Origin of the sequence: Pseudomonas sp. NPDC089407, from assembly GCF_044900445.1 — a bacterium.
In the GTDB taxonomy this organism is placed as follows: Bacteria; Pseudomonadota; Gammaproteobacteria; order Pseudomonadales; family Pseudomonadaceae; genus Aquipseudomonas.
The window spans coordinates 60,454-80,698 of record NZ_JBJDNB010000010.1; the positions used below are offsets into that span (position 1 = coordinate 60,454).

Below are 20,245 nucleotides of genomic sequence, written 5' to 3' on the forward strand. Positions count from 1 at the left end.
GTTAAATCATTCCTTCTTCTGCAACCGCACCGCCAGCACATCACACGGCGCACCATGCAGCACGTCATTGGCTGTCGACCCTAGCAACAGGGCCAGCCCATGGCGGCCATGGCTGCCGACGACGATCAGGTCGCACTTCTGGTCCTTGGCCAACTGGTGGATTTCCTGGCGCGGTTGGCCGTAGGTCAGGTGCGAATCGCCGCGGTTGATATCCGGGTATTTGTTGAACAGGCGCTCCATGCGCTCCTTGGCCTGGTCGAACTGCTGCTGTTGCAGCTGCGACAGGTCCATGGGGACGTCACCGCCAAAGGCCATGGCCATCGGCTCGACGATGTGCACCAGCGACACCTTGGCGCCTGAGGGCTCGGCGAGCTTCATGGCGCGCTTGATCACCGGGTCGCATTCTTCGGTCAGGTCGACGGCGACCAACAAATGTTCGTATTGCATGAGCGGTACTCCTGACAATCGCGATAGAAGAAGTATGGTCGCTTTCGGGCGGGTCTTCCGTGAAAAATGGCTAACCAGCTCATTTGCAACGCTTTATGGGGTCTACTGATATGACGGTATTGCTGGTGGTGTCAATCCTTGCGCTGATTCTCAGCCCGCTTTCCTGGCTGCGCAGCTCGCGCAAACAGAGCGAGCAGATGAAGCTGCGCCTGGAGGCACGGCGCATGGGCCTGGCCATGCAACTGGCGCCGCAGCAGTGGCCGCACTGGCTGGAGAAAGAGCCGCCAAGCCCTTGCCCGCAGTACCATCGGGCGCGCCGCCGCGGGCATGAAGACAGCTTCAGCTTCTGGCAAGTTACTCCGGGGGTGTGGTGGAACCAGTGGCGCGAACCCTGTGAAGATCCTCGCTTTGTCGAGGCATTGGCGCGCTTGCCGGTAAGTGTTTACAAGGTCGAGGCCGATGCGCGGATGATTGCCCTGTACTGGACCGAGCGGGGCGATACGGCTGTATTGCAGGATGTTGCCTACGTCCTCGAAACCTTGGCCTGACAGCTGATTCTTGAGCTGACACCCCCTGTGGGAGTTTCACAACACATAACGACAAAGCGGCGGCTTGGCATACCCCTGAAGGGGTGGGGTGCCAAGTCGCCGCTTTGCGTTCTGCTGTCGCAGAAAAGGCCAGGCAGGCCGGGTATTTATTCAAGCAAGTGGGAGTGTAGCCGGTTGCCAGTGATGTGTTTGGAGAATTTTTTGGGGCTGCTTTGATAAAGCATTTCGGCTGAGAGGTGCTTGGCACAACATTTTTATCGCCTGTGAGATCGAGCGCCGCCCGCGCGGCGCTTCGCGGCACAAGGCCGCTTCCCACATCTGTTTCGGGCCAGTCACTTCTGTGAGTTCACCGCTGGCCGCCTTGTTTGTTCCATTCGATATCGGCTGCGCCCCTGCTCCTCATCAATTTCCAGCCATGCGCCCAGGGTGCGCGCGCCAAGGGCACAGGAATAACTGGCCCGAAACAGATGTGGGAGCGGGCTTGCCCCGCGAAGCGCCGCGCGGGCGGCGCTCGATCTCAATGCCCCCATAAACCCCAAGCCATACACCCAAAAACTGCAACGATCCCCCTGCGCCATAGTCAATCGCTCACATGAATGCTCAGCGATCACTGTCAGCATGTTTTGTACCAAGACGATACAAAATGACCGGAAAGTCGCGTTTTCGCCGCGCTCGCGAGCATTTGACAATGCCGATCTTTTCGGAGAATGTGTGCACACCCAAATCAAACGGGCGTATGAATTGAGCGTTTGTATGTCATGACGCCAAGCCATACTTCCGACTAGCGCGCTGACGGGTGTGCCTGGGGCGGGGCAGATAGGCCTGCTCTTGCTACAGCGATCGGCGTGTACAGTTCAGCTTCCATATCGTGGAGATCAGTTGATGATTTACGAAGGTAAAGCCATCACGGTTAAGGCTCTTGAAAGTGGCATCGTCGAGCTCAAGTTCGACCTCAAGGGTGAGTCCGTCAACAAGTTCAACCGCCTGACCCTGAACGAGCTGCGCCAGGCTGTCGAAGCCATTCAGGCCGACGCCTCGGTCAAGGGCGTTATCGTCAGCAGTGGCAAGGACGTGTTCATCGTCGGCGCCGACATCACCGAGTTCGTCGACAACTTCAAGCTGCCCGAGGCCGAACTGGTCGCCGGCAACCTGGAAGCCAACCGCATCTTCAACGCCTTCGAAGACCTCGAAGTGCCCACCGTTGCCGCCATCAACGGCATCGCCCTGGGTGGCGGCCTGGAAATGTGCCTGGCGGCCGACTACCGGGTCATGTCCGCCAGCGCCAAGATCGGCCTGCCGGAAGTCAAACTGGGTATCTACCCGGGCTTTGGCGGTACCGTGCGCCTGCCGCGCCTGATCGGCTCGGACAACGCCATCGAGTGGATCGCCGCCGGTAAGGAAAACCGCGCCGAAGACGCCCTGAAAGTCGGTGCCGTCGATGCCGTGGTTGCCCCGGAGCTGCTGCAGGCCGGTGCCCTGGACCTGATCAAGCGCGCCATCAGCGGCGAGCTGGACTACAAGGCCAAGCGCCAGCCGAAGCTGGAAAAGCTCAAGCTCAACGCCATCGAGCAAATGATGGCCTTCGAAACCGCCAAGGGCTTCGTCGCCGGCCAGGCCGGCCCGAACTATCCGGCCCCGGTCGAAGCCATCAAGAGCATTCAGAAAGCCGCCAACTTCGGCCGCGACAAGGCCCTGGAAGTCGAGGCCGCAGGCTTTGCCAAGCTGGCCAAGACCTCGGTCGCCGAAAGCCTGATCGGCCTGTTCCTGAACGACCAGGAGCTCAAGCGCAAGGCCAAGGCGCATGACGAAATCGCCCACGACGTGAAGCAGGCCGCCGTGCTCGGCGCCGGCATCATGGGTGGCGGCATCGCCTACCAGTCGGCGGTCAAGGGCACTCCGATCCTGATGAAGGACATTCGCGAGGAAGCCATCCAGCTGGGCTTGAACGAGGCCTCCAAGCTGCTCGGCAACCGCGTCGACAAGGGCCGCCTTACCCCGGCCAAGATGGCCGAGGCACTCAACGCCATTCGCCCGACCCTGTCCTATGGCGATTTCGCCAATGTCGACATTGTAGTCGAGGCGGTGGTCGAGAACCCGAAGGTCAAGCAGGCGGTACTGGCTGAAGTGGAAGGGCAGGTGAAGGAGGATGCGATCCTTGCCTCCAACACGTCCACCATCTCCATCAACCTGCTGGCCAAGGCGCTCAAGCGCCCGGAAAACTTCGTCGGCATGCACTTCTTCAACCCGGTGCACATGATGCCGCTGGTGGAAGTGATCCGTGGCGAGAAGTCCAGTGAAGTGGCGGTCGCCACCACCGTGGCCTACGCCAAGAAAATGGGCAAGAACCCGATCGTGGTCAACGACTGCCCGGGCTTCCTGGTCAACCGCGTGCTGTTCCCTTACTTCGGCGGTTTCGCCAAGCTGGTCAGCGCCGGTGTCGACTTCGTGCGCATCGACAAGGTCATGGAAAAGTTCGGCTGGCCGATGGGCCCGGCCTACCTGATGGACGTGGTTGGCATCGACACCGGCCACCATGGCCGTGATGTCATGGCCGAAGGCTTCCCGGACCGCATGAAGGACGAGCGCCGCTCGGCCGTCGATGCGCTGTACGAAGCCAACCGCCTGGGCCAGAAGAACGGCAAGGGCTTCTACGCCTACGAAACCGACAAGCGCGGCAAGCCGAAGAAGGTCTTCGACGCCAACGTGCTCGACGTGCTCAAGCCGGTCGTGTTCGAACAGCGTGAAGTCACCGACGAAGACATCATCAACTGGATGATGGTGCCGCTGTGCCTGGAGACCGTGCGCTGCCTGGAAGACGGCATCGTCGAAACCGCTGCCGAAGCCGACATGGGCCTGGTCTACGGCATTGGTTTCCCTCCTTTCCGCGGTGGTGCGCTGCGCTACATCGACTCGATCGGTGTCGCCGAATTCGTTGCCCTGGCCGATCAGTACGCCGACCTGGGGCCGCTGTACCACCCGACCGCCAAGCTGCGTGAAATGGCCAAGAGCGGCCAGCGCTTCTTCAACTGAGCGGTCAACGAGCTAGAGCGAGAGATTTGATATGAGCCTGAATCCAAGAGACGTGGTGATTGTCGACTTCGGTCGCACGCCAATGGGCCGCTCCAAGGGTGGCATGCACCGCAACACCCGCGCCGAAGACATGTCGGCGCACCTGATCAGCAAGCTGCTGGAACGCAACGGCAAGGTCGACCCGAAAGAAGTCGAGGACGTGATCTGGGGCTGCGTCAACCAGACCCTGGAGCAGGGCTGGAACATTGCCCGCATGGCCTCGCTGATGACCCAGATCCCGCACACCTCCGCAGCGCAGACCGTCAGCCGCCTGTGCGGTTCGTCGATGAGTGCACTGCACACCGCTGCCCAGGCGATCATGACCGGTAACGGTGATGTGTTCGTGGTGGGTGGCGTGGAGCATATGGGCCACGTCAGCATGATGCACGGCGTCGACCCCAACCCGCACCTGTCCTTGCATGCCGCCAAGGCTTCCGGGATGATGGGCCTGACTGCAGAAATGCTCGGCAAGATGCACGGCATCACCCGTGAGCAGCAGGACCTGTTCGGCGTGCGTTCGCACCAGTTGGCCCACAAGGCCACGGTCGAAGGCAAGTTCAAGGACGAGATCATCCCGATGCAGGGCTTTGATGAGAACGGCTTCCTGAAGGTGTTCGATTTCGACGAAACTATTCGCCCGGAAACCACGCTCGAAGGCCTGGCGTCGCTCAAGCCTGCGTTCAACCCGAAGGGCGGTACGGTCACGGCCGGTACCTCGTCGCAAATCACCGACGGCGCGTCGTGCATGATCGTCATGTCCGGCCAGCGTGCCATGGACCTGGGTATCCAGCCATTGGCGGTGATCCGTTCGATGGCGGTGGCCGGCGTCGATCCGGCAATCATGGGCTACGGCCCGGTGCCATCGACCCAGAAAGCCCTCAAGCGCGCCGGCCTGACCATGGCCGACATCGACTTCATCGAGCTCAACGAAGCCTTCGCTGCACAGGCCCTGCCAGTGCTGAAAGACTTGAAAGTACTCGACAAGATGGATGAGAAGGTTAACCTGCACGGCGGCGCCATTGCCTTGGGCCACCCGTTTGGTTGCTCTGGGGCACGTATTTCCGGCACCCTGCTCAATGTCATGAAGCAAAATGGCGGTACCCTGGGGGTGGCGACCATGTGCGTCGGCCTTGGTCAAGGTATCACCACTGTCTTCGAACGCGTCTGATCGCGTAGCGGGACAGCAGCCGGGGCCTTGTGCCCCGGTTTTGTTTTTTTCAGGTTTTATTCAAGAGGGTGGGCAACATGCAGATACAACCAGGCGTATACCGGCATTACAAAGGGCCTGAGTACCGTGTCTTCAGTGTTGCGCGGCACTCCGAGAACGAAGAGTGGATGGTGTTCTACCAATGCCTGTATGGTGATTACAGCTTCTGGGTGCGGCCACTTTCGATGTTCCAGGAGTCCGTCGAGGTTGACGGCGAGCAGGTGCCACGCTTTGCTTTGGTCAAGGCCGAAGAGGGGCTGCCCGGGTTGCTGGGCAAGTCGCACGCGTGATCGTTCGAACTTGACCTCACACTTTTGCCACTATATATAGCGGTGCCGCGTCTGGCACCTGACGCGTTTTTTATCTTCAGATTCAGGAATACTCCGATCCATGGGCAAATCGCTGGTCATTGTGGAATCCCCGGCCAAGGCCAAGACCATCAACAAGTACCTGGGCAACCAGTACGTGGTGAAGTCGAGTATCGGCCATATCCGAGACCTCCCCACCAGCGGTTCGGCCAGCGCAAGCAAAGAGCCGGCCGCCAAGCGTGGCAAGGCTGCTGCGGGTGAGGCTCCGGCCCTGTCGCCAAAAGAAAAGGCCCGCCGCCAGCTGGTGGCGCGCATGGGCGTGGACCCCGACCACGGCTGGAAGGCCAAGTACGAGATCCTGCCTGGCAAGGAAAAGGTGATCGAAGAGCTGCGCCGCCTGGCCAAAGATGCTGACACCATCTATCTCGCAACCGACTTGGACCGCGAAGGGGAAGCCATCGCCTGGCACCTGCGCGAGGCCATCGGCGGCGACGACACCCGCTACAAGCGCGTGGTGTTCAACGAAATTACCAAGAAGGCCATCCAGGAAGCGTTCTCGCAACCGGGTGAGCTGGACATCGACCGGGTCAACGCCCAGCAGGCCCGGCGCTTCCTCGACCGTGTGGTCGGCTACATGGTTTCGCCACTGTTGTGGTCCAAGATTGCCCGTGGCCTGTCCGCCGGTCGCGTGCAGTCGGTGGCAGTGAAGCTGGTGGTGGAGCGCGAGCGTGAAATCCGTGCGTTCATCCCGGAAGAGTACTGGGAGATCCACGCCGACCTCGGTACGGCGAAAAACGCCAAGGTGCGTTTCGAAGTGGCGCGCGAGAAGGGCGAGGCCTTCAAACCGTTGAACGAAGCCCAGGCCATGGCGGCGCTGGAGAAGCTCAAGGCTTCCAGCTACAGCGTGGTCAAGCGCGAAGACCGCCCGACCAGTAGCAAGCCGTCGGCACCGTTCATCACATCCACCCTGCAGCAGGCAGCCAGTAATCGCCTGGGTTTCGGTGTGAAAAAGACCATGATGATGGCCCAGCGCCTGTACGAAGCGGGCTACATCACCTATATGCGTACCGACTCGACCAACCTGTCGGGCGACGCCTTGGACATGGCGCGTAGCTACATCGAGCGCGAATTCGGCAAGCAGTACCTGCCGGAGGCGCCGCTGGTCTACGGCAGCAAGGAAGGCGCCCAGGAAGCGCACGAAGCCATTCGTCCTTCCGACGTGAACACTCACCCGACCAAGCTCAGTGGCATGGAGCGGGACGCCGAGCGCCTGTACGAGCTGATCTGGCGCCAGTTCCTGGCCTGCCAGATGCCACCGGCGCAGTACCTGTCCACCAGCGTTACTGTGGCTGCCGGCGACTTCGAGCTGCGCGCCAAGGGCCGTATCCTCAAGTTCGACGGTTATACCCGCGTGCTGCCACAGCAGAGCAAGCCGGGCGAAGACGACGTGCTGCCAGAGATGGTCCAGGGTGAGGCGCTGAAGCTGCTGCAGATCGACCCGAGCCAGCACTTCACCAAGCCACCGGCACGCTTCACCGAGGCCAGCCTGGTCAAGGAAATGGAAAAGCGCGGCATTGGCCGCCCGTCGACCTATGCGGCGATCATTTCCACCATTCAGGACCGTGGCTACGTGACCCTGCACAACCGCCGCTTCTACTCCGAGAAGATGGGCGATATCGTCACCGAGCGCCTGTCGGAGAGCTTCTCCAACCTGATGGACTACGGCTTTACCGCCGACATGGAAGAGAACCTCGACGACGTGGCCCAGGGCGAGCGTGACTGGAAGAACGTGCTTGACGAGTTCTACGGCGACTTCAGCAAGAAGCTGCAGACTGCCGAGTCCAGTGAAGACGGCATGCGTGCCAACCAGCCGACCATGACCAACATTCCGTGCAAGGAATGTGGCCGGCCGATGATGATCCGCACGGCTTCCACGGGTGTGTTCCTCGGCTGTTCGGGCTACAGCCTGCCGCCAAAAGAGCGTTGCAAGGCTACCGTTAACCTGGTGCCGGGCGACGAGATTGCTGCGGATGACGAGGGTGAGTCGGAGTCGCGCGTGCTGCTGGGCAAGCACCGCTGCCCGATCTGCGCCACGGCGATGGATGCCTACCTGCTGGACGAGAAGCATAAGCTGCACATCTGCGGTAACAACCCGGATTGCGCCGGCTACGAGATCGAGGAAGGCAGCTATCGCATCAAGGGCTACGAAGGGCCGAGCCTGGAGTGCGACAAGTGTGGCAGCGAGATGCAATTGAAGACGGGCCGTTTCGGCAAGTTCTTCGGCTGCACCAACCCAGCGTGCAAGAACACCCGCAAGCTGCTGAAGAGCGGCGAAGCGGCGCCACCGAAGATGGACAAGGTGGACATGCCGGAACTCAAATGCGAGAAGGTCGATGACACCTACGTGTTGCGCGACGGCGCTTCGGGGCTGTTCCTGGCCGCCAGCCAGTTCCCCAAGAACCGCGAAACCCGCGCACCGCTGGTGCTGGAGATTGTGCCGCACAAACATGAGATTGACCCGAAATACCACTTCCTGTGCGATGCGCCGCAGAAAGACCCGGATGGTCGCCCGGCGGTGATCCGCTACAGCCGCAAGACCAAGGAGCAGTACGTGCAGTCCGAGGTGGATGGCAAGCCGACGGGGTGGAAGGCGTTTTACGACGGTGGTGCGTGGAAAGTTGAAGACAAGCGCTGATCTGACAGTGCTGTAAAAATTGGGGCCGCTTCGCGGCCCATCGCCGGCAAGCCAGCTCCCACAGGTACTGCACAGGTCTCGGGCCTGATGCAGTACCTGTGGGAGCTGGCTTGCCGGCGATGGGGCGCAAAGCGGCCCCAATCATTTATGATGTAGACACTTGCCTTGCAGCCTAATGGGAGGTCATTCGCAATGGCCCAGGAAACCTACACCCGCACCAACCAGAAACTGTTCTTCGCCGGCCTCGCCCTGGAGTCCATGGCCAAGGCCGAGCAAAGCCAGGCCATGAACGCCCAGGGCCTGGTCCAGGCCGAGCGTGAGTCGGCGCTGTTTCACCTGTACGGTGCATTGCTGGGCATGTGCCACGAAATCGGCGCTTTCTACCGCCTGCCAGTTGTGGCAGCGGTGGAGCAAGCCCTGGCCGACGACACCCTGAACGGCATCGCCATTCCGGAGGTGGCCGAACTGCTGGAGCTGGCCCGCCAGCGCGAGACCTGGCTGGCGCAAATGCTCAGTGCTTATGCCGATTTGTTCCGACCACCTGTCGCCAGGAAAGCGCCAAAAACCGACGTGACCCAGCCACTGATCCAAGCGGTCAACCTCGATGAGCCGGAGCATCCAGCGCTGTCGCATGCCGAGTTGGAAAGCTGGCGCAACAACCTTAAAGGCCTGGTGAGACGTTTCCGTGACGCGTTGAGTGAGTGCTGATAACCGCAGCGGCTGGTACAATGCTGGCCTTTCGCGGAGAACTGCCATTTATGTCTACGTCGTTTCTGGAAATTGTCGAGTTGCCCGATGGCCGCATCGAACTGCGTCGCGCCGAGGATGAGGGCTCTCTGGTAACCCTGGATTTCTCGGAAGACGCCAAGGTATTCCTGCAGGGCCAGCATGTTGAAGTGGCCAAGGCCATGCTCAGCGTGGGCGTGCAGATGGCCGGTCGCCTGATGGATGGCGAGCTGGAGAAAGATGAAGGGCCACGTGTGCTGCACTGATGCAGCAGCAGGGCGTCAGGCTTTTTGAAGTAGCAGGCAAAGCCTGAACATCAGCCGAGGCGGATGTTCAGGCTTTGTGCATTTCCGGCACTGGCTGCGCGCAGCAGTTGCTGGCGTGAAGTGGCGTTGACACTGCCCAGCCAGCTGACCACGGTGTGGCTGAGCCCCAGGCGCAACACTTCGCAGGCCAGGTGCAGCGGGCTTTGGTTGCTGCGAGGGTGCAGCAGCAGGATACGTTCACGGTTGAGGCCAGCATCGCGCAGCCAGGCCTGGGTCAGGCTCGAAGGCGGGGCGATAAGGGTCAGCCAGCGGGTCTCGTCCTCTTCGCTCAGCTCGCGCAGTACCGGTGCCAGCAGGCTTTGGCAGTGCCCGGGAGCCCCGCGCAGCGACAGTTCGCTGAACAGCTCGGGCTGGGTGATCTTGCGTGCCAGTTCGCTGGCTTTCAGGCCAGGTAGTACGGGTTGGGCGAGGAATGCTTCGAACAACGGCAACTGGGCTTGCTCGGGTGCGTGAATGAACTGCTGCATGACGCCTCCTGGATCAGCGGCGAATGACGCCGACGCTCAAGCCCTCTATCACCAGTTCCTGTTCTTTCAGGTCGACTTCGATGGGGGCGAATTCGGGGTTTTCGGCCAGCAGCCAGACCTTGCTGCCTTCGCGCTTGAAACGCTTGACGGTGACTTCGTCGCCGATGCGGGCTACCACGATCTGGCCATTGCGGGCTTCGCGGCAGGTATGTACGGCCAGCAGGTCACCGTCGAAAATACCGACGTCCTTCATGCTCATGCCGTGTACGCGCAGCAAATAGTCGGCCTGGGGGTGGAAGAAAGCCGGGTTGATGTTGCAGGATTGCTCGATGTGCTGTTCGGCAAGGATCGGTGCGCCAGCAGCCACCCGGCCGATGATCGGCAGGCCACTTTCTTCGGCCTTGGCTTCAAAGCCAGGGATGCGGATGCCGCGGGAGGCGCCCGGGGTCATTTCGATCGCACCCTTGCGGGCGAGGGCCTTGAGGTGTTCTTCGGCAGCGTTGGGCGACTTGAAGCCCAGCTCCTGAGCGATCTCGGCGCGGGTTGGCGGGAAGCCGTTGTCTTCCAGGCAACGCTTGATGAACGCGAGAATCTCGGCTTGGCGTGGCGTCAGTTTCAACATGGGGAGCGCTCTGTCTTTTTGTACAGTGACTGGGATTATATACAGTACTGGATGCGCTGCAAGCCAAAACCTGCAATAACAGCAGGAATGGCGCTTGCAGCCGCCCATCTGGCGCTTTTAAATGGCGACCGGCCAGTCACCGAGCCTTGACAGAAGCAGGGCTGAAACGTATGTTTCAAACACCTGTTTGTCTGGCGGAGTAGTCGGAGTAGTCATGGCCCAATCGGAAACCGTTGAACGCATTCTCGATGCTGCCGAGCAGCTGTTCGCGGAAAGGGGGTTCGCCGAAACCTCGTTGCGGCTGATTACCAGCAAGGCCGGGGTCAACCTGGCGGCGGTCAACTATCACTTCGGCTCCAAGAAGGCTCTGATCCAGGCAGTGTTCTCGCGCTTCCTGGGGCCATTCTGCGCCAGCCTCGAACGTGAGCTGGAGCGGCGCCAGGCCAAGCCGGAGCAAAAGCCGAGCCTCGAAGAGCTGCTGGAAATGCTGGTCGAGCAGGCGTTGGCCGTGCAGCCGCGCAGCAACAACGACCTGTCGATCTTCATGCGCTTGCTGGGCCTGGCCTTCAGCCAGAGCCAGGGCCACCTGCGGCGGTATCTGGAAGACATGTACGGCAAGGTGTTCCGCCGCTACATGCTGCTGGTCAACGAGGCCGCGCCGCGCATCCCGCCGCTGGAGCTGTTCTGGCGCGTGCACTTCATGCTTGGCGCCGCCGCCTTCAGCATGTCCGGCATCAAGGCCCTGCGTGCGATTGCCGAGACCGATTTCGGCATCAACACCTCGATCGAGCAGGTAATGCGCCTGATGGTGCCGTTCCTGGCTGCCGGCATGCGCGCTGACAGTGGCGTTACCGATGACGCCATGGCCACTGCGCAACTGCGCCCGCGCAGCAAGACCAGCGCTACCACCGCCAAGGCGTGAAGGCTGGGCGGGGCGTTGCGCTTGGGCTAAGCTAGCGCGGCTTCTGTTCAGTCTTCAATGAAGGATTACCCATGACCGTCAGCCTGCAAGGCTCCCTGATGGTGGATATCGCCGGTAAATGGCTGACCGCCGAAGACCGTCACCTGCTGCGCCAGCCCGAAGTGGCTGGCCTGATCATCTTTGCCCGCAACATCGACAGCCCGCGCCAGGTGCGTGAGCTGTGTGCTTCCATCCGCGCCATTCGCCCTGAGCTGATCCTGGCGGTGGACCAGGAAGGTGGCCGCGTGCAGCGCCTGCGCCAGGGTTTTGTACGGCTGCCAGCCATGCGCGCGCTGGCCGACAACGACAACGCCGAATACCTGGCCGAGCAGTGTGGCTGGCTGATGGCGACCGAGGTGCTGGCGGCTGGCCTTGACCTGAGCTTCGCCCCGGTACTCGACCTGGATCACCAGCGCAGCGCCGTGGTCGGCAGCCGTGCTTTCGAGGGTGACCCGCTACGCGCCACGCAACTGGCTGGGGCGTTCATCCGTGGCATGAATGCGGCGGGCATGGCTGCCTGTGGCAAGCACTTCCCTGGGCACGGCTGGGCCGAGGCCGACTCGCATGTGGCCATCCCGACCGATGAGCGCAGCCTTGAGCAGCTGCGCCAGGCCGACCTGGTGCCGTTCAGCCGCCTGAGCGGGCAGCTGGCGGCGGTGATGCCGGCGCATGTGATCTACCCGCAAGTCGACAACCAGCCGGCTGGCTTCTCGCGGCGCTGGCTGCAGGACATCCTGCGTGGCGAGTTGGGCTTTGACGGGGTGATCTTTAGTGATGACCTGTCGATGGCCGGTGCCCATGTGGTGGGTGATGCGGCCAGCCGTATCGAGGCGGCGTTGAGCGCTGGCTGTGACATGGGCCTTGTGTGCAATGACCGGGCGGCGGCGGAGCTGGCGTTGAGTGCGGCGCAGCGGATGAAGGTGAAGCCCTCGCCGCGGATTGCGCGGATGCGTGGGCAGGGCTTTGCACGGACTGACTATCGCCAGCAGCCACGGTGGCTGGAGGCGTTGGGGGCGTTGAAGGAGGCACAGCTGGTCGATTGATCTGGTTGAGTCTGTCTTGAGGTGTCTGTCTTGAGGTTTTTGTCGCCTGTGAGATCGAGCGCCGCCCGCGCGGCGCTTCGCGGGACAAGCCCGCTCCCACATCTGTTTCGGGCCAATCATTCCTGTGCCAGATAGGTTGCAGTCTTGGTGCATGGCTGGAGATGGATGAAAAGCAACTGCGTAACCTTCAATATTGAATGGAACAAACAAGGCGGAAAGAGGTGGCCTCACAGGAGTGATTGGCCCGAAACAGATGTGGGAGCGGGCTTGTCCCGCGAAGCGCCGCGCGGGCGGCGCTCGATCTCACAGGCGACAAAACCCTCAAGTCATGCGCCCCGAAACACTCACCGCCCACGCTTCCCAGGCAATGGCGCAAACAACGCCTCGATCTCTTCATCCCCCAGCCGCCACTGCCCAGCCTGCCCACCATCCAGCAGGCTAGCCGCCAGCGCCGCCTTCTCCTGCTGCAACAACTGGATCTTCTCTTCCACCGTGCCCCGGGTAATCAACTTGAACACGAACACCGGCTTGTCCTGGCCAATGCGGTAGGCGCGGTCGGTAGCCTGGTTTTCACTGGCCGGGTTCCACCATGGGTCGAAGTGGATCACCGTGTCCGCCGCCGTCAGGTTCAGGCCCACGCCACCGGCCTTGAGGCTGATCAGGAATACCTCGCTGTCACCCTGCTGAAACTGCTGCACCGGCTTGCGTCGGTCGCGGGTGTCGCCCGTCAGCAGGCTGTAGCGGATCTTGCGCTTCTCCAGCTCCTGTTCGATCAACGCCAGCATCGAGGTGAACTGCGAGAACAACAGCACCCGGCGCCCTTCGCTGAGCAGCTCTTCGAGCATTTCCAGCAGCGCGCCCAACTTACCTTTGTCGGCCTGGTTGCCTTTGCTTTCCACGCCCTTGACCAGGCGCAGGTCGCAGCACACCTGGCGCAGCTTGAGCAGCGCGTCAAGGATCACGATCTGGCTGCGCGCGGCGCCATTGCGGGCGATTTCGTCGCGGACCTTCTGGTCCATGGCTACCCGCACGGCCTCGTAGGTATCGCGCTGGGCGTCGCTGAGTTCGACCCAGTGCACCATCTCGGTCTTGGCCGGCAGCTCGGTCGCCACTTGTTCCTTGGTGCGACGCAACAGGAACGGGCGGATGCGGCTGGCCAGGTGGGCCATGCGTTCGGTGTCGCCGTGACGCTCGATCGGCGTGCGATAGTCCTGGTTGAAGCGCTTGAGATCACCCAGCCAGCCCGGCATCAGAAAGTGGAAGATCGACCACAGTTCGCCCAGGTTGTTTTCCATCGGCGTGCCGGTCAGGCACAGGCGCTGGCTGGCCTGTAGCTCGCAGACGGCGAGGGCGGCCTTGCTGGTGCTGCTCTTGATGTTCTGCGCCTCGTCCAGCACCAGTACGTGCCAGGCTTGGGTGCGCAGGTGTTCGAGATCGCGCGGCACCAGCGCGTAGGTGGTCAGGACCAGGTCGTATTCATGCAGCTTGACAAAGTGCTTGCTGCGCCCCGGCCCGTGCAGGGCGAGTACACGCAGGTTGGGGGCAAAACGCTGGGCTTCGTCCAGCCAGTTGGGTATCAGGCTGGTCGGCATCACCGCCAGAGCCGGGGCGTTCAGGCGCCCGGTTTGTTTTTCCAGTAGCAGGTGGGCCAGGGCCTGCAGGGTCTTGCCCAGGCCCATGTCGTCGCCGAGGATACCGCCGGTACCTATCTCGCGCAGTGCCTGCAACCAGTTCAGGCCTTGCTGCTGATAGGGGCGCAAGCTGGCCTGTAGCCCGGTGGGTGGCTCTACCTGCAGGTTGCGGGCATCGCGAAGACGGCGGCCCAGGTCGCGCACATGTTCGCCACCTTCCCAGTGCAGCGGCAGGCCTTCGATTTCATTCAGGCGCGCGGCGTCGGCACGTTCCATGCGCAGGGCCGGGCCTGCGGTGTCTTCGTGCAGGTACAATTCGCCCAAGGTGCCCATCACGGCCTTGATGCGGCCGTAGGGCAGGGCGACGCGCAGGGCCGGGGCGTCCAGGCGGCCGCGATTGAGGTCGATCAGCAGGTGTTCGTCGTCGCTGCGCCGGGCCAGCTCGCTGGGGCGCAGCAACTCAGGGCTGCTGCGCAGCAGTTGCAGCACGATCGGCAACAGGCTGTGACGCTGGCCGTCGACCACGATACCCAGCTCCAGGTCGAACCATTCGTGGCCGGGGGCTTCGTCGATGGTGGCGTACCAGTCGTCTACCTCTTGCAGGTTGAAGGCAAAGTCGCGGTGGATGTCGATGTCCCAGCCGGCTTCGCGCAGGCGCGGCAGCCCTTCGCGGGCAAAGCGCAGCCAGGCTTCGTCGTCGGGCAACTGGTACATTTCGCCGGCGCTGTCGGGCAAAGCCTTGCTCTGGCGGGTGGCGGGTTTGAAGCCGAAGTCGCGCAGTATCTTGCGCAGCGCCTGTTCAGCTTGAGCCTGTCGACGAATACGCTGGCTGGTGTTGCCTGCCAGCCGGGTCAGTGGCTTGTCATCGCTGCCGCTGGCTTGCAGGCCGTCATAATCGAACGCCAATGCAGCGCGATGTTGCATTTGCCGTTGCATGCGTCCGGTTTTCGGCATGTAGGCGGTGTATTCGAGGCTCCCCAGCGCAAGCATGGGTTTGGGTTGAATGCTGTCGAACACCTGCTCTTGCACTTGCGTCGGTGTTGGCACCTTGTGGCTGAGCGCGTTGAGCTTGTGGCTCAGGGGTACGACCAGGTGCTCCGGCACATCGGGCGCGATGGTCAGTTGCACGGCTACGTGCGGGTCAAGGCTGTGTTCGATCCTGCCCACTTCGCTGGTCAGCACATCGAAGTAGTACAACGGCAGCAGGGGGATGACGCAGCGCAGCAGTTCCTCGCCGTTGTGCCACAGCCCCCGGTAGTTGCCGTTTTCCAGGCGTACCCAGCGAAACTCGGCATGACGCACGGGGCCTTCACGCAGCAGCGGCAGGTCGACATCAAAGAACATGCGCCCTGTTTCCAAAGCGCGCTGGAACAGCTCGCCACCTTCCTGGCCCTTGAGTTTGTAGCCGCGATCCTGCCCGCCACCCTGGTTCAGGGCTGCGAGCAAACGCAGGATGCGGGTATCGTCTTCCGTCACGAAGCGTGGCGGTTCATAGAGAAAATCGTAGAGCGACTGAACCCGGCTGAAGCGGATGCCCTCTTCACTGCGCGTGCCCTTGCGAACCAGCAGAGAACAGCCGGCATCATCGGCCAGTTGCAGCTGATAACACACCATGCGCCCGCGTTTGTCGTCGGCTGCGGCGGCTTTGGGCGGCGCCTGCTCAAGGCCGCTCAACCAGTGTTGCAGCTCGGCCGACAAGGTGCCTGGGGTGGCTTGCGCGTCCTGATTACCCGCGTGGGGATCACTGATGCTGAACAGTACTGCGGCGCAATGCTTGCAGTTCTGCCGTACTGGGCAATCGCACTCACCCTGTACATGGCACCGGCCGCCCGCTATCCGCAGGTCGATGGTCTGTGAGTAGGTATTGTCACCGCTCCCCTGGCAGTTGGCCGTGATCATCTGGTCGTAAATGCCCTCCAGTTCGACCCGGCCTTCCTCGGCATAGTGTTGACCGCGTTGCAGGGTTGCCTTGCTGAACGATTGGGTCCAGTTCGGGTATGCATTGACCAACTCGGCGGCATCTTGCTTCATGCGTTTACTGCTCCATCATCTCCGGGTCCATCGCCGGCATTTTCGGCGTACCCGGCGGTGTCACCTTCAGCAGCACCGCCAGGTGCCCGCCGTCGAGGAAGGTCAGCTGACCGCCCTTGACGTTGCTGTTGCTCTGCTTGAACTGCTCGCTTTGCAGCACGCTGCCGTTGCCGTCCAGCTGGTTGACCCAGAAGTTGGCCTCGACCGCGATGAAGCGGCCCTCGGCGATGCTGAGGTTGCCTTCGATGGGGAAGTGGCCGAACTGCTCGGCGCCTTCGCCCAGGGCGATGCGGCTTGGCTCGCTGCCCACTTGCTGTTGCCAGGCCTTGTGCAGCAGCACGGTGTAGTCGGCGGTAGCTTCCAGGCGAGTGGCTTCGTCTTCCAGCGCCAGGCGGCGCTCGGCGTCCTTCTCCAGGCGTGGAGCGCCAGCGCTCCAGTCTTCGGGGGCGAACGGGCTGGTAAAGGCAGGCACGCTGTTCTGCCGCACCAGGATCATTTCTACCTGATACAGGCCTTCGGCGAAGGCCGCCGGGGCGAACAGCGCCAGCAGCAAGGTCAGGCAACGGATGGCACGCATGGATCTTCCTTAGGCAGGCTGTGGGGTCAGGCGCTCGAACAGCGCCTCCAGAGTATTGAAGCGTTCGTCGGGGCGTTCCATCGGCACCAGGAAACGGAACTGGGTCGCGCCTTCGAACTTGTAGCGTTTGGGCTGGCCCTGGATCAGCTTGATCAGGGTCAGCGGATCGACCGGGGTTTCGGCTTCGAACTCGAGCTTGCCGCCGTTGGGGCCGGCATCGACTTTCTTGATGCCGAGCTTTTCCGCGTGCAGCTTGAGCGAGGTCAGGCGCATCAGGTTCTTGGTCGGCTCCGGCAGCAGGCCGAAGCGGTCGATCATCTCGACCTGCAGGTCCTTGAGGCCTTCTTCGTCGGCGGCCGAGGCAATGCGTTTGTACAGGATCAGCCGTGCATGGACGTCGGGCAGGTAGTCCTCGGGGATCAGCGCCGGCAGGCGCAGGTTGATCTCCGGGCCACCGCCCAGCGGCTGCTCAAGGTTGGGCTTGGTGCCCTTGCGGATTGCCTTGACAGCGCGCTCGAGCATTTCCATGTACAGGGTGAAACCAACCGCCTGGATCTGCCCGCTCTGGCCTTCGCCCAGTAGCTCGCCGGCACCGCGGATTTCCAGGTCGTTGGTGGCCAGCACGAAGCCGGCGCCCAGGTCCTGGGTGTTGGCAATTGCTTCCAGGCGCTTTTCGGCGTCGGCGCTGACTTTCTGCCGGGTGGGCGTGAGCAGGTAGGCATAGGCCTGGTGGTGGCTACGGCCTACCCGGCCGCGCAGTTGGTGCAGCTGCGCCAGGCCGAACTTGTCGGCGCGCTCGATGACGATGGTATTGGCGCTGGGCACGTCGATACCGGTTTCGATGATGGTCGAGGCCACCAGCACGTTGAAGCGCTTGTGGTAGAAGTCGCTCATCACCTGTTCCAGCTCGCGCTCGCGCATCTGCCCATGGCCGATGCCGATGCGTGCCTCGGGTACCAGCTCGGCGAGGTCGGCGGCGCACTTCTCGATGGTTTTCACATCGTTGTGCAGGTAATAGACCTGGCCACCGCGCAGCAGCTCACGCAGCAGCGCTTCCTTGACCGTGCTCTTGTTCTGTTCCATGACGAAGGTGCGCACCGACAGGCGGCGCGCTGGCGGCGTGGCAATGATCGACAGGTCGCGCATGCCCGCCACTGCCATGTTCAGCGTACGCGGGATTGGCGTTGCAGTGAGGGTAAGGATGTCGACCTCGCTGCGCAGGGCCTTCAGTTGCTCCTTCTGGCGCACGCCAAAGCGATGCTCTTCGTCGATGATGGCCAGGCCCAGGTCTTTGAAGCGTACATCGTCCTGCAGCAGCTTGTGGGTGCCGATCAGGATGTCGATCTTGCCTTCGGCCAGGTCGGCAGCGGCGGCGGCCACTTCCTTGGCCGACTTGAAGCGGCTCATCACTTCGACGGTTACCGGCCAGTCGGCAAAGCGGTCACGGAAGCTGTTGTAGTGCTGCTGGGCGAGCAGGGTGGTGGGCACCAGTACGGCCACCTGGCGGCCACTGTGCACGGCGATGAACGCTGCGCGCATGGCCACTTCGGTCTTGCCGAAGCCGACGTCGCCGCAGACCAGGCGGTCCATCGGCTTGGGTGCCAGCATGTCGGCACGCACGGCCTCGATGGCGGCTTGCTGGTCAGGGGTTTCCTCGAACGGGAAGCCGGCGCTGAAGGTGGCATAGTCGGCCGACGGGTCGGCAAACGCATAGCCCTTGCGCGCGGCGCGGCGGGCATAGATGTCGAGCAGCTCGGCGGCCACGTCACGCACCTGTTCGGCGGCCTTGCGCTTGGCTTTCTGCCAGGTTTCCGAGCCGAGCCGGTGCAAGGGTGCCAGGGCATCGTCGCTACCGGTATAGCGGGCGATCAGGTGCAGGTTGGCCACCGGCACATACAGCTTGGCGTTCTCGGCGTATTCCAGCGTGAGGAATTCGGCGGCCTGGCCGTCGATTTCCAGGGTGGCCAGGCCCAGGTAGCGGCCTACACCGTGGTCGATGTGCACCACCGGCGCGCCTTCGCGCAACTCGGTAAGGTTCTTGATCACCGCGTCGTTGGCGGTTTCGCCGCGCTTGTCACGGCGCCGGCGCTGCATTACACGCTGGCCGAACAGCGGGCTTTCGGCGATCAGGGCGATGGCCGGGTCGTCCAGCAGCAGGCCGTCGTCCAGCGGGGCGATCGTGATTGCCAGGCGCTCGGCACCGGTAATGAAGTCGTCCCAGCCGTCGACGGTGTGCGGCCGCAGCTTCAGCCGTTCGAGCAGCTCCAGCAATACTTCGCGGCGGCCTGCCGATTCGGCAGTGAACAGCACGCGGCCCGGGAACTGGTCGAGGAAGCTGGCCAGTTCGGCCAGTGGCTGGTTGGCCTTGGCTTCGATGGCCAGGTTGGGCAGGGTGCGTGCCGGGAAGCGCTCGCGGCCTGCGCCCGGGTCGAGGTCGTCGCTGCTGACCACCACCCGCGGCCATTGCTTGAGCCGGGCGAAGCAGTCTTCTACCGGCAGGAATAGCTCGGCCGGCGGCAGCAGTGGCCGGCTGAGGTCGCCGCGGCGGTCTTCATAACGCCCGCGCACGTCGTTCCAGAAGTGTTCGGCGGCCTGCTCCACGCCCGGCAGCGAGAACACCTGGGTATCGGCCGGCAGGTAGTCGAACAGGGTTGAGGTTTCTTCGAAGAACAGCGGCAGGTAGTACTCGATACCGGCAGGGATGATGCCGCTGGCCAGGTCCTGGAAGATTGCGCTACGGCGGAAGTCGACGTCGAAGCGCTCGCGGAAACGCGCCTTGAAGCGGGTGACTTCCTCTTTCTGCATCGGGAACTCGCGCGCCGGCAGCAGGCGGATCGAGTCGACCTTGTCGATCGAGCGCTGGGTCTCGGGGTCGAAGGTGCGCAGGGTCTCGATCTCGTCATCGAACAGGTCGATGCGGTAGGGCAGCTTGCTGCCCATCGGGAACAGGTCGATCAGTGCGCCACGCACGGCGAACTCGCCATGCTCGTAGACGGTGTCGACGCAACGGTAGCCGCTGGCCTCCAGACGCAAGCGCATCTGCTCGACGTCGATGGTCTGGCCGACATCCAGCACCAGGCTGCTGCCCAGCAGGAAACGCGTGGGTGCCAGGCGGTGCAGGGCGGTTGTGACCGGCACCACGAGGATGCCGTGGCTCAGCTCCGGCAGGCGGTACAGGCTGGCGATGCGCTGCGAGATGATGTCCTGGTGCGGCGAGAACAGGTCGTAGGGCAGGGTTTCCCAATCGGGAAACGGCAGCACCGGCAGGTCCGGAGCAAAGAAGCGCAGCTCCTGTTCCAGACGGTCGGCGGCCTGGCTGTCGGCCGTCAGCAGCAAGGTGAAGCGGCCAGCGCTGCTGGCGGCCTCGGCGATAGCAAGGCTGAGGGCGGCACCGGGCAGGTTGCCCCAGGTTTGTTTGCCGGCCGTGGCCGACATTTGCGGTAGGCGCAGAACTGACACGGGAGATTGCACTCCAAGCGTTGCGGCAAAGAGACCGATTGTACCGGTGACGGTGCCGGCTGTCAGGCTCGAAAGGCCATGAACGCTGGCTTGCATCACTACGACAGGCGCTCATTGCCGGTTCCGCG

At 62.6% G+C, this 20,245-nt stretch carries 15 protein-coding genes; 9 read left to right on the forward strand and 6 right to left on the reverse strand.

Annotation, left to right across the window (positions count from 1 at the left end; genetic code table 11):
- Positions 1-6: 6 nt before the first annotated feature.
- On the reverse strand, positions 7-447 hold the full coding sequence (locus ACI2KG_RS10105) for a universal stress protein (RefSeq protein WP_099453382.1): 441 nt from the start codon (positions 445-447) through the stop codon (positions 7-9).
- A gap of 110 nt (positions 448-557) precedes the next feature.
- Here ACI2KG_RS10105 and ACI2KG_RS10110 point away from each other — a divergent pair, with 110 nt between their 5' ends.
- The 7 genes from ACI2KG_RS10110 to ACI2KG_RS10140 all read left to right on the forward strand — a co-directional run bounded on the left by ACI2KG_RS10110 (position 558) and on the right by ACI2KG_RS10140 (position 9,266).
- Positions 558-995 carry a hypothetical protein gene (locus ACI2KG_RS10110; RefSeq protein WP_404661772.1) on the forward strand — a complete coding sequence of 146 codons (438 nt, stop codon included), beginning with the start codon at positions 558-560 and terminating at the stop codon, positions 993-995.
- Between the two features lie 882 nt (positions 996-1,877).
- Positions 1,878-4,025, forward strand: a complete 2,148-nt coding sequence (fadB, locus tag ACI2KG_RS10115; RefSeq protein WP_404661773.1) for a fatty acid oxidation complex subunit alpha FadB — start codon at positions 1,878-1,880, stop codon at positions 4,023-4,025.
- A 31-nt stretch (positions 4,026-4,056) separates the two neighbouring features.
- On the forward strand, positions 4,057-5,232 hold the full coding sequence (fadA, locus tag ACI2KG_RS10120; RefSeq protein WP_201207179.1) for an acetyl-CoA C-acyltransferase FadA: 1,176 nt from the start codon (positions 4,057-4,059) through the stop codon (positions 5,230-5,232).
- 77 nt (positions 5,233-5,309) lie between these two features.
- Positions 5,310-5,561 carry a DUF1653 domain-containing protein gene (locus tag ACI2KG_RS10125; protein WP_201207180.1) on the forward strand — a complete coding sequence of 84 codons (252 nt, stop codon included), beginning with the start codon at positions 5,310-5,312 and terminating at the stop codon, positions 5,559-5,561.
- Between the two features lie 100 nt (positions 5,562-5,661).
- On the forward strand, positions 5,662-8,274 hold the full coding sequence (gene topA, locus ACI2KG_RS10130) for a type I DNA topoisomerase (protein WP_404661774.1): 2,613 nt from the start codon (positions 5,662-5,664) through the stop codon (positions 8,272-8,274).
- A gap of 192 nt (positions 8,275-8,466) precedes the next feature.
- On the forward strand, positions 8,467-8,982 hold the full coding sequence (locus ACI2KG_RS10135) for a DUF6586 family protein (protein ID WP_404661775.1): 516 nt from the start codon (positions 8,467-8,469) through the stop codon (positions 8,980-8,982).
- A gap of 50 nt (positions 8,983-9,032) precedes the next feature.
- On the forward strand, positions 9,033-9,266 hold the full coding sequence (locus tag ACI2KG_RS10140; RefSeq protein WP_201206570.1) for a hypothetical protein: 234 nt from the start codon (positions 9,033-9,035) through the stop codon (positions 9,264-9,266).
- A gap of 50 nt (positions 9,267-9,316) precedes the next feature.
- Here ACI2KG_RS10140 and sulA read toward each other — a convergent pair whose 3' ends face one another.
- Together sulA and lexA are read right to left on the reverse strand one after the other, a co-directional pair.
- On the reverse strand, positions 9,317-9,793 hold the full coding sequence (gene sulA / locus ACI2KG_RS10145; RefSeq protein WP_404661776.1) for an SOS-induced cell division inhibitor SulA: 477 nt from the start codon (positions 9,791-9,793) through the stop codon (positions 9,317-9,319).
- A 13-nt stretch (positions 9,794-9,806) separates the two neighbouring features.
- On the reverse strand, positions 9,807-10,415 hold the full coding sequence (gene lexA / locus ACI2KG_RS10150) for a transcriptional repressor LexA (RefSeq protein WP_110745794.1): 609 nt from the start codon (positions 10,413-10,415) through the stop codon (positions 9,807-9,809).
- 214 nt (positions 10,416-10,629) lie between these two features.
- On the opposite strand from lexA, the gene ACI2KG_RS10155 reads away from it, so the two are divergent.
- The gene (locus tag ACI2KG_RS10155; RefSeq protein ID WP_201206567.1) at positions 10,630-11,337 is read left to right on the forward strand and encodes a TetR/AcrR family transcriptional regulator; all 708 of its coding nucleotides are present in this window, start codon (positions 10,630-10,632) and stop codon (positions 11,335-11,337) included.
- Positions 11,338-11,420: 83 nt separating this feature from the next.
- Positions 11,421-12,419 carry a beta-N-acetylhexosaminidase gene (gene nagZ, locus ACI2KG_RS10160; protein WP_404661863.1) on the forward strand — a complete coding sequence of 333 codons (999 nt, stop codon included), beginning with the start codon at positions 11,421-11,423 and terminating at the stop codon, positions 12,417-12,419.
- 344 nt (positions 12,420-12,763) lie between these two features.
- Here the strand turns inward: nagZ and ACI2KG_RS10165 are convergent, their stop codons facing one another.
- Genes ACI2KG_RS10165 through mfd form a run of 3 tightly spaced genes read right to left on the reverse strand, consistent with a single transcriptional unit; the run spans position 12,764 to position 20,117 of the window.
- A complete protein-coding gene (locus ACI2KG_RS10165; RefSeq protein WP_404661777.1) occupies positions 12,764-16,081 on the reverse strand; it encodes an SNF2-related protein in 3,318 nt (1,105 codons plus the stop codon).
- A 4-nt stretch (positions 16,082-16,085) separates the two neighbouring features.
- On the reverse strand, positions 16,086-16,658 hold the full coding sequence (locus tag ACI2KG_RS10170; protein ID WP_367245542.1) for a CsiV family protein: 573 nt from the start codon (positions 16,656-16,658) through the stop codon (positions 16,086-16,088).
- A 9-nt stretch (positions 16,659-16,667) separates the two neighbouring features.
- A complete protein-coding gene (gene mfd / locus ACI2KG_RS10175; RefSeq protein ID WP_404661778.1) occupies positions 16,668-20,117 on the reverse strand; it encodes a transcription-repair coupling factor in 3,450 nt (1,149 codons plus the stop codon).
- Between the last annotated feature and the right edge of the window lie 128 nt (positions 20,118-20,245).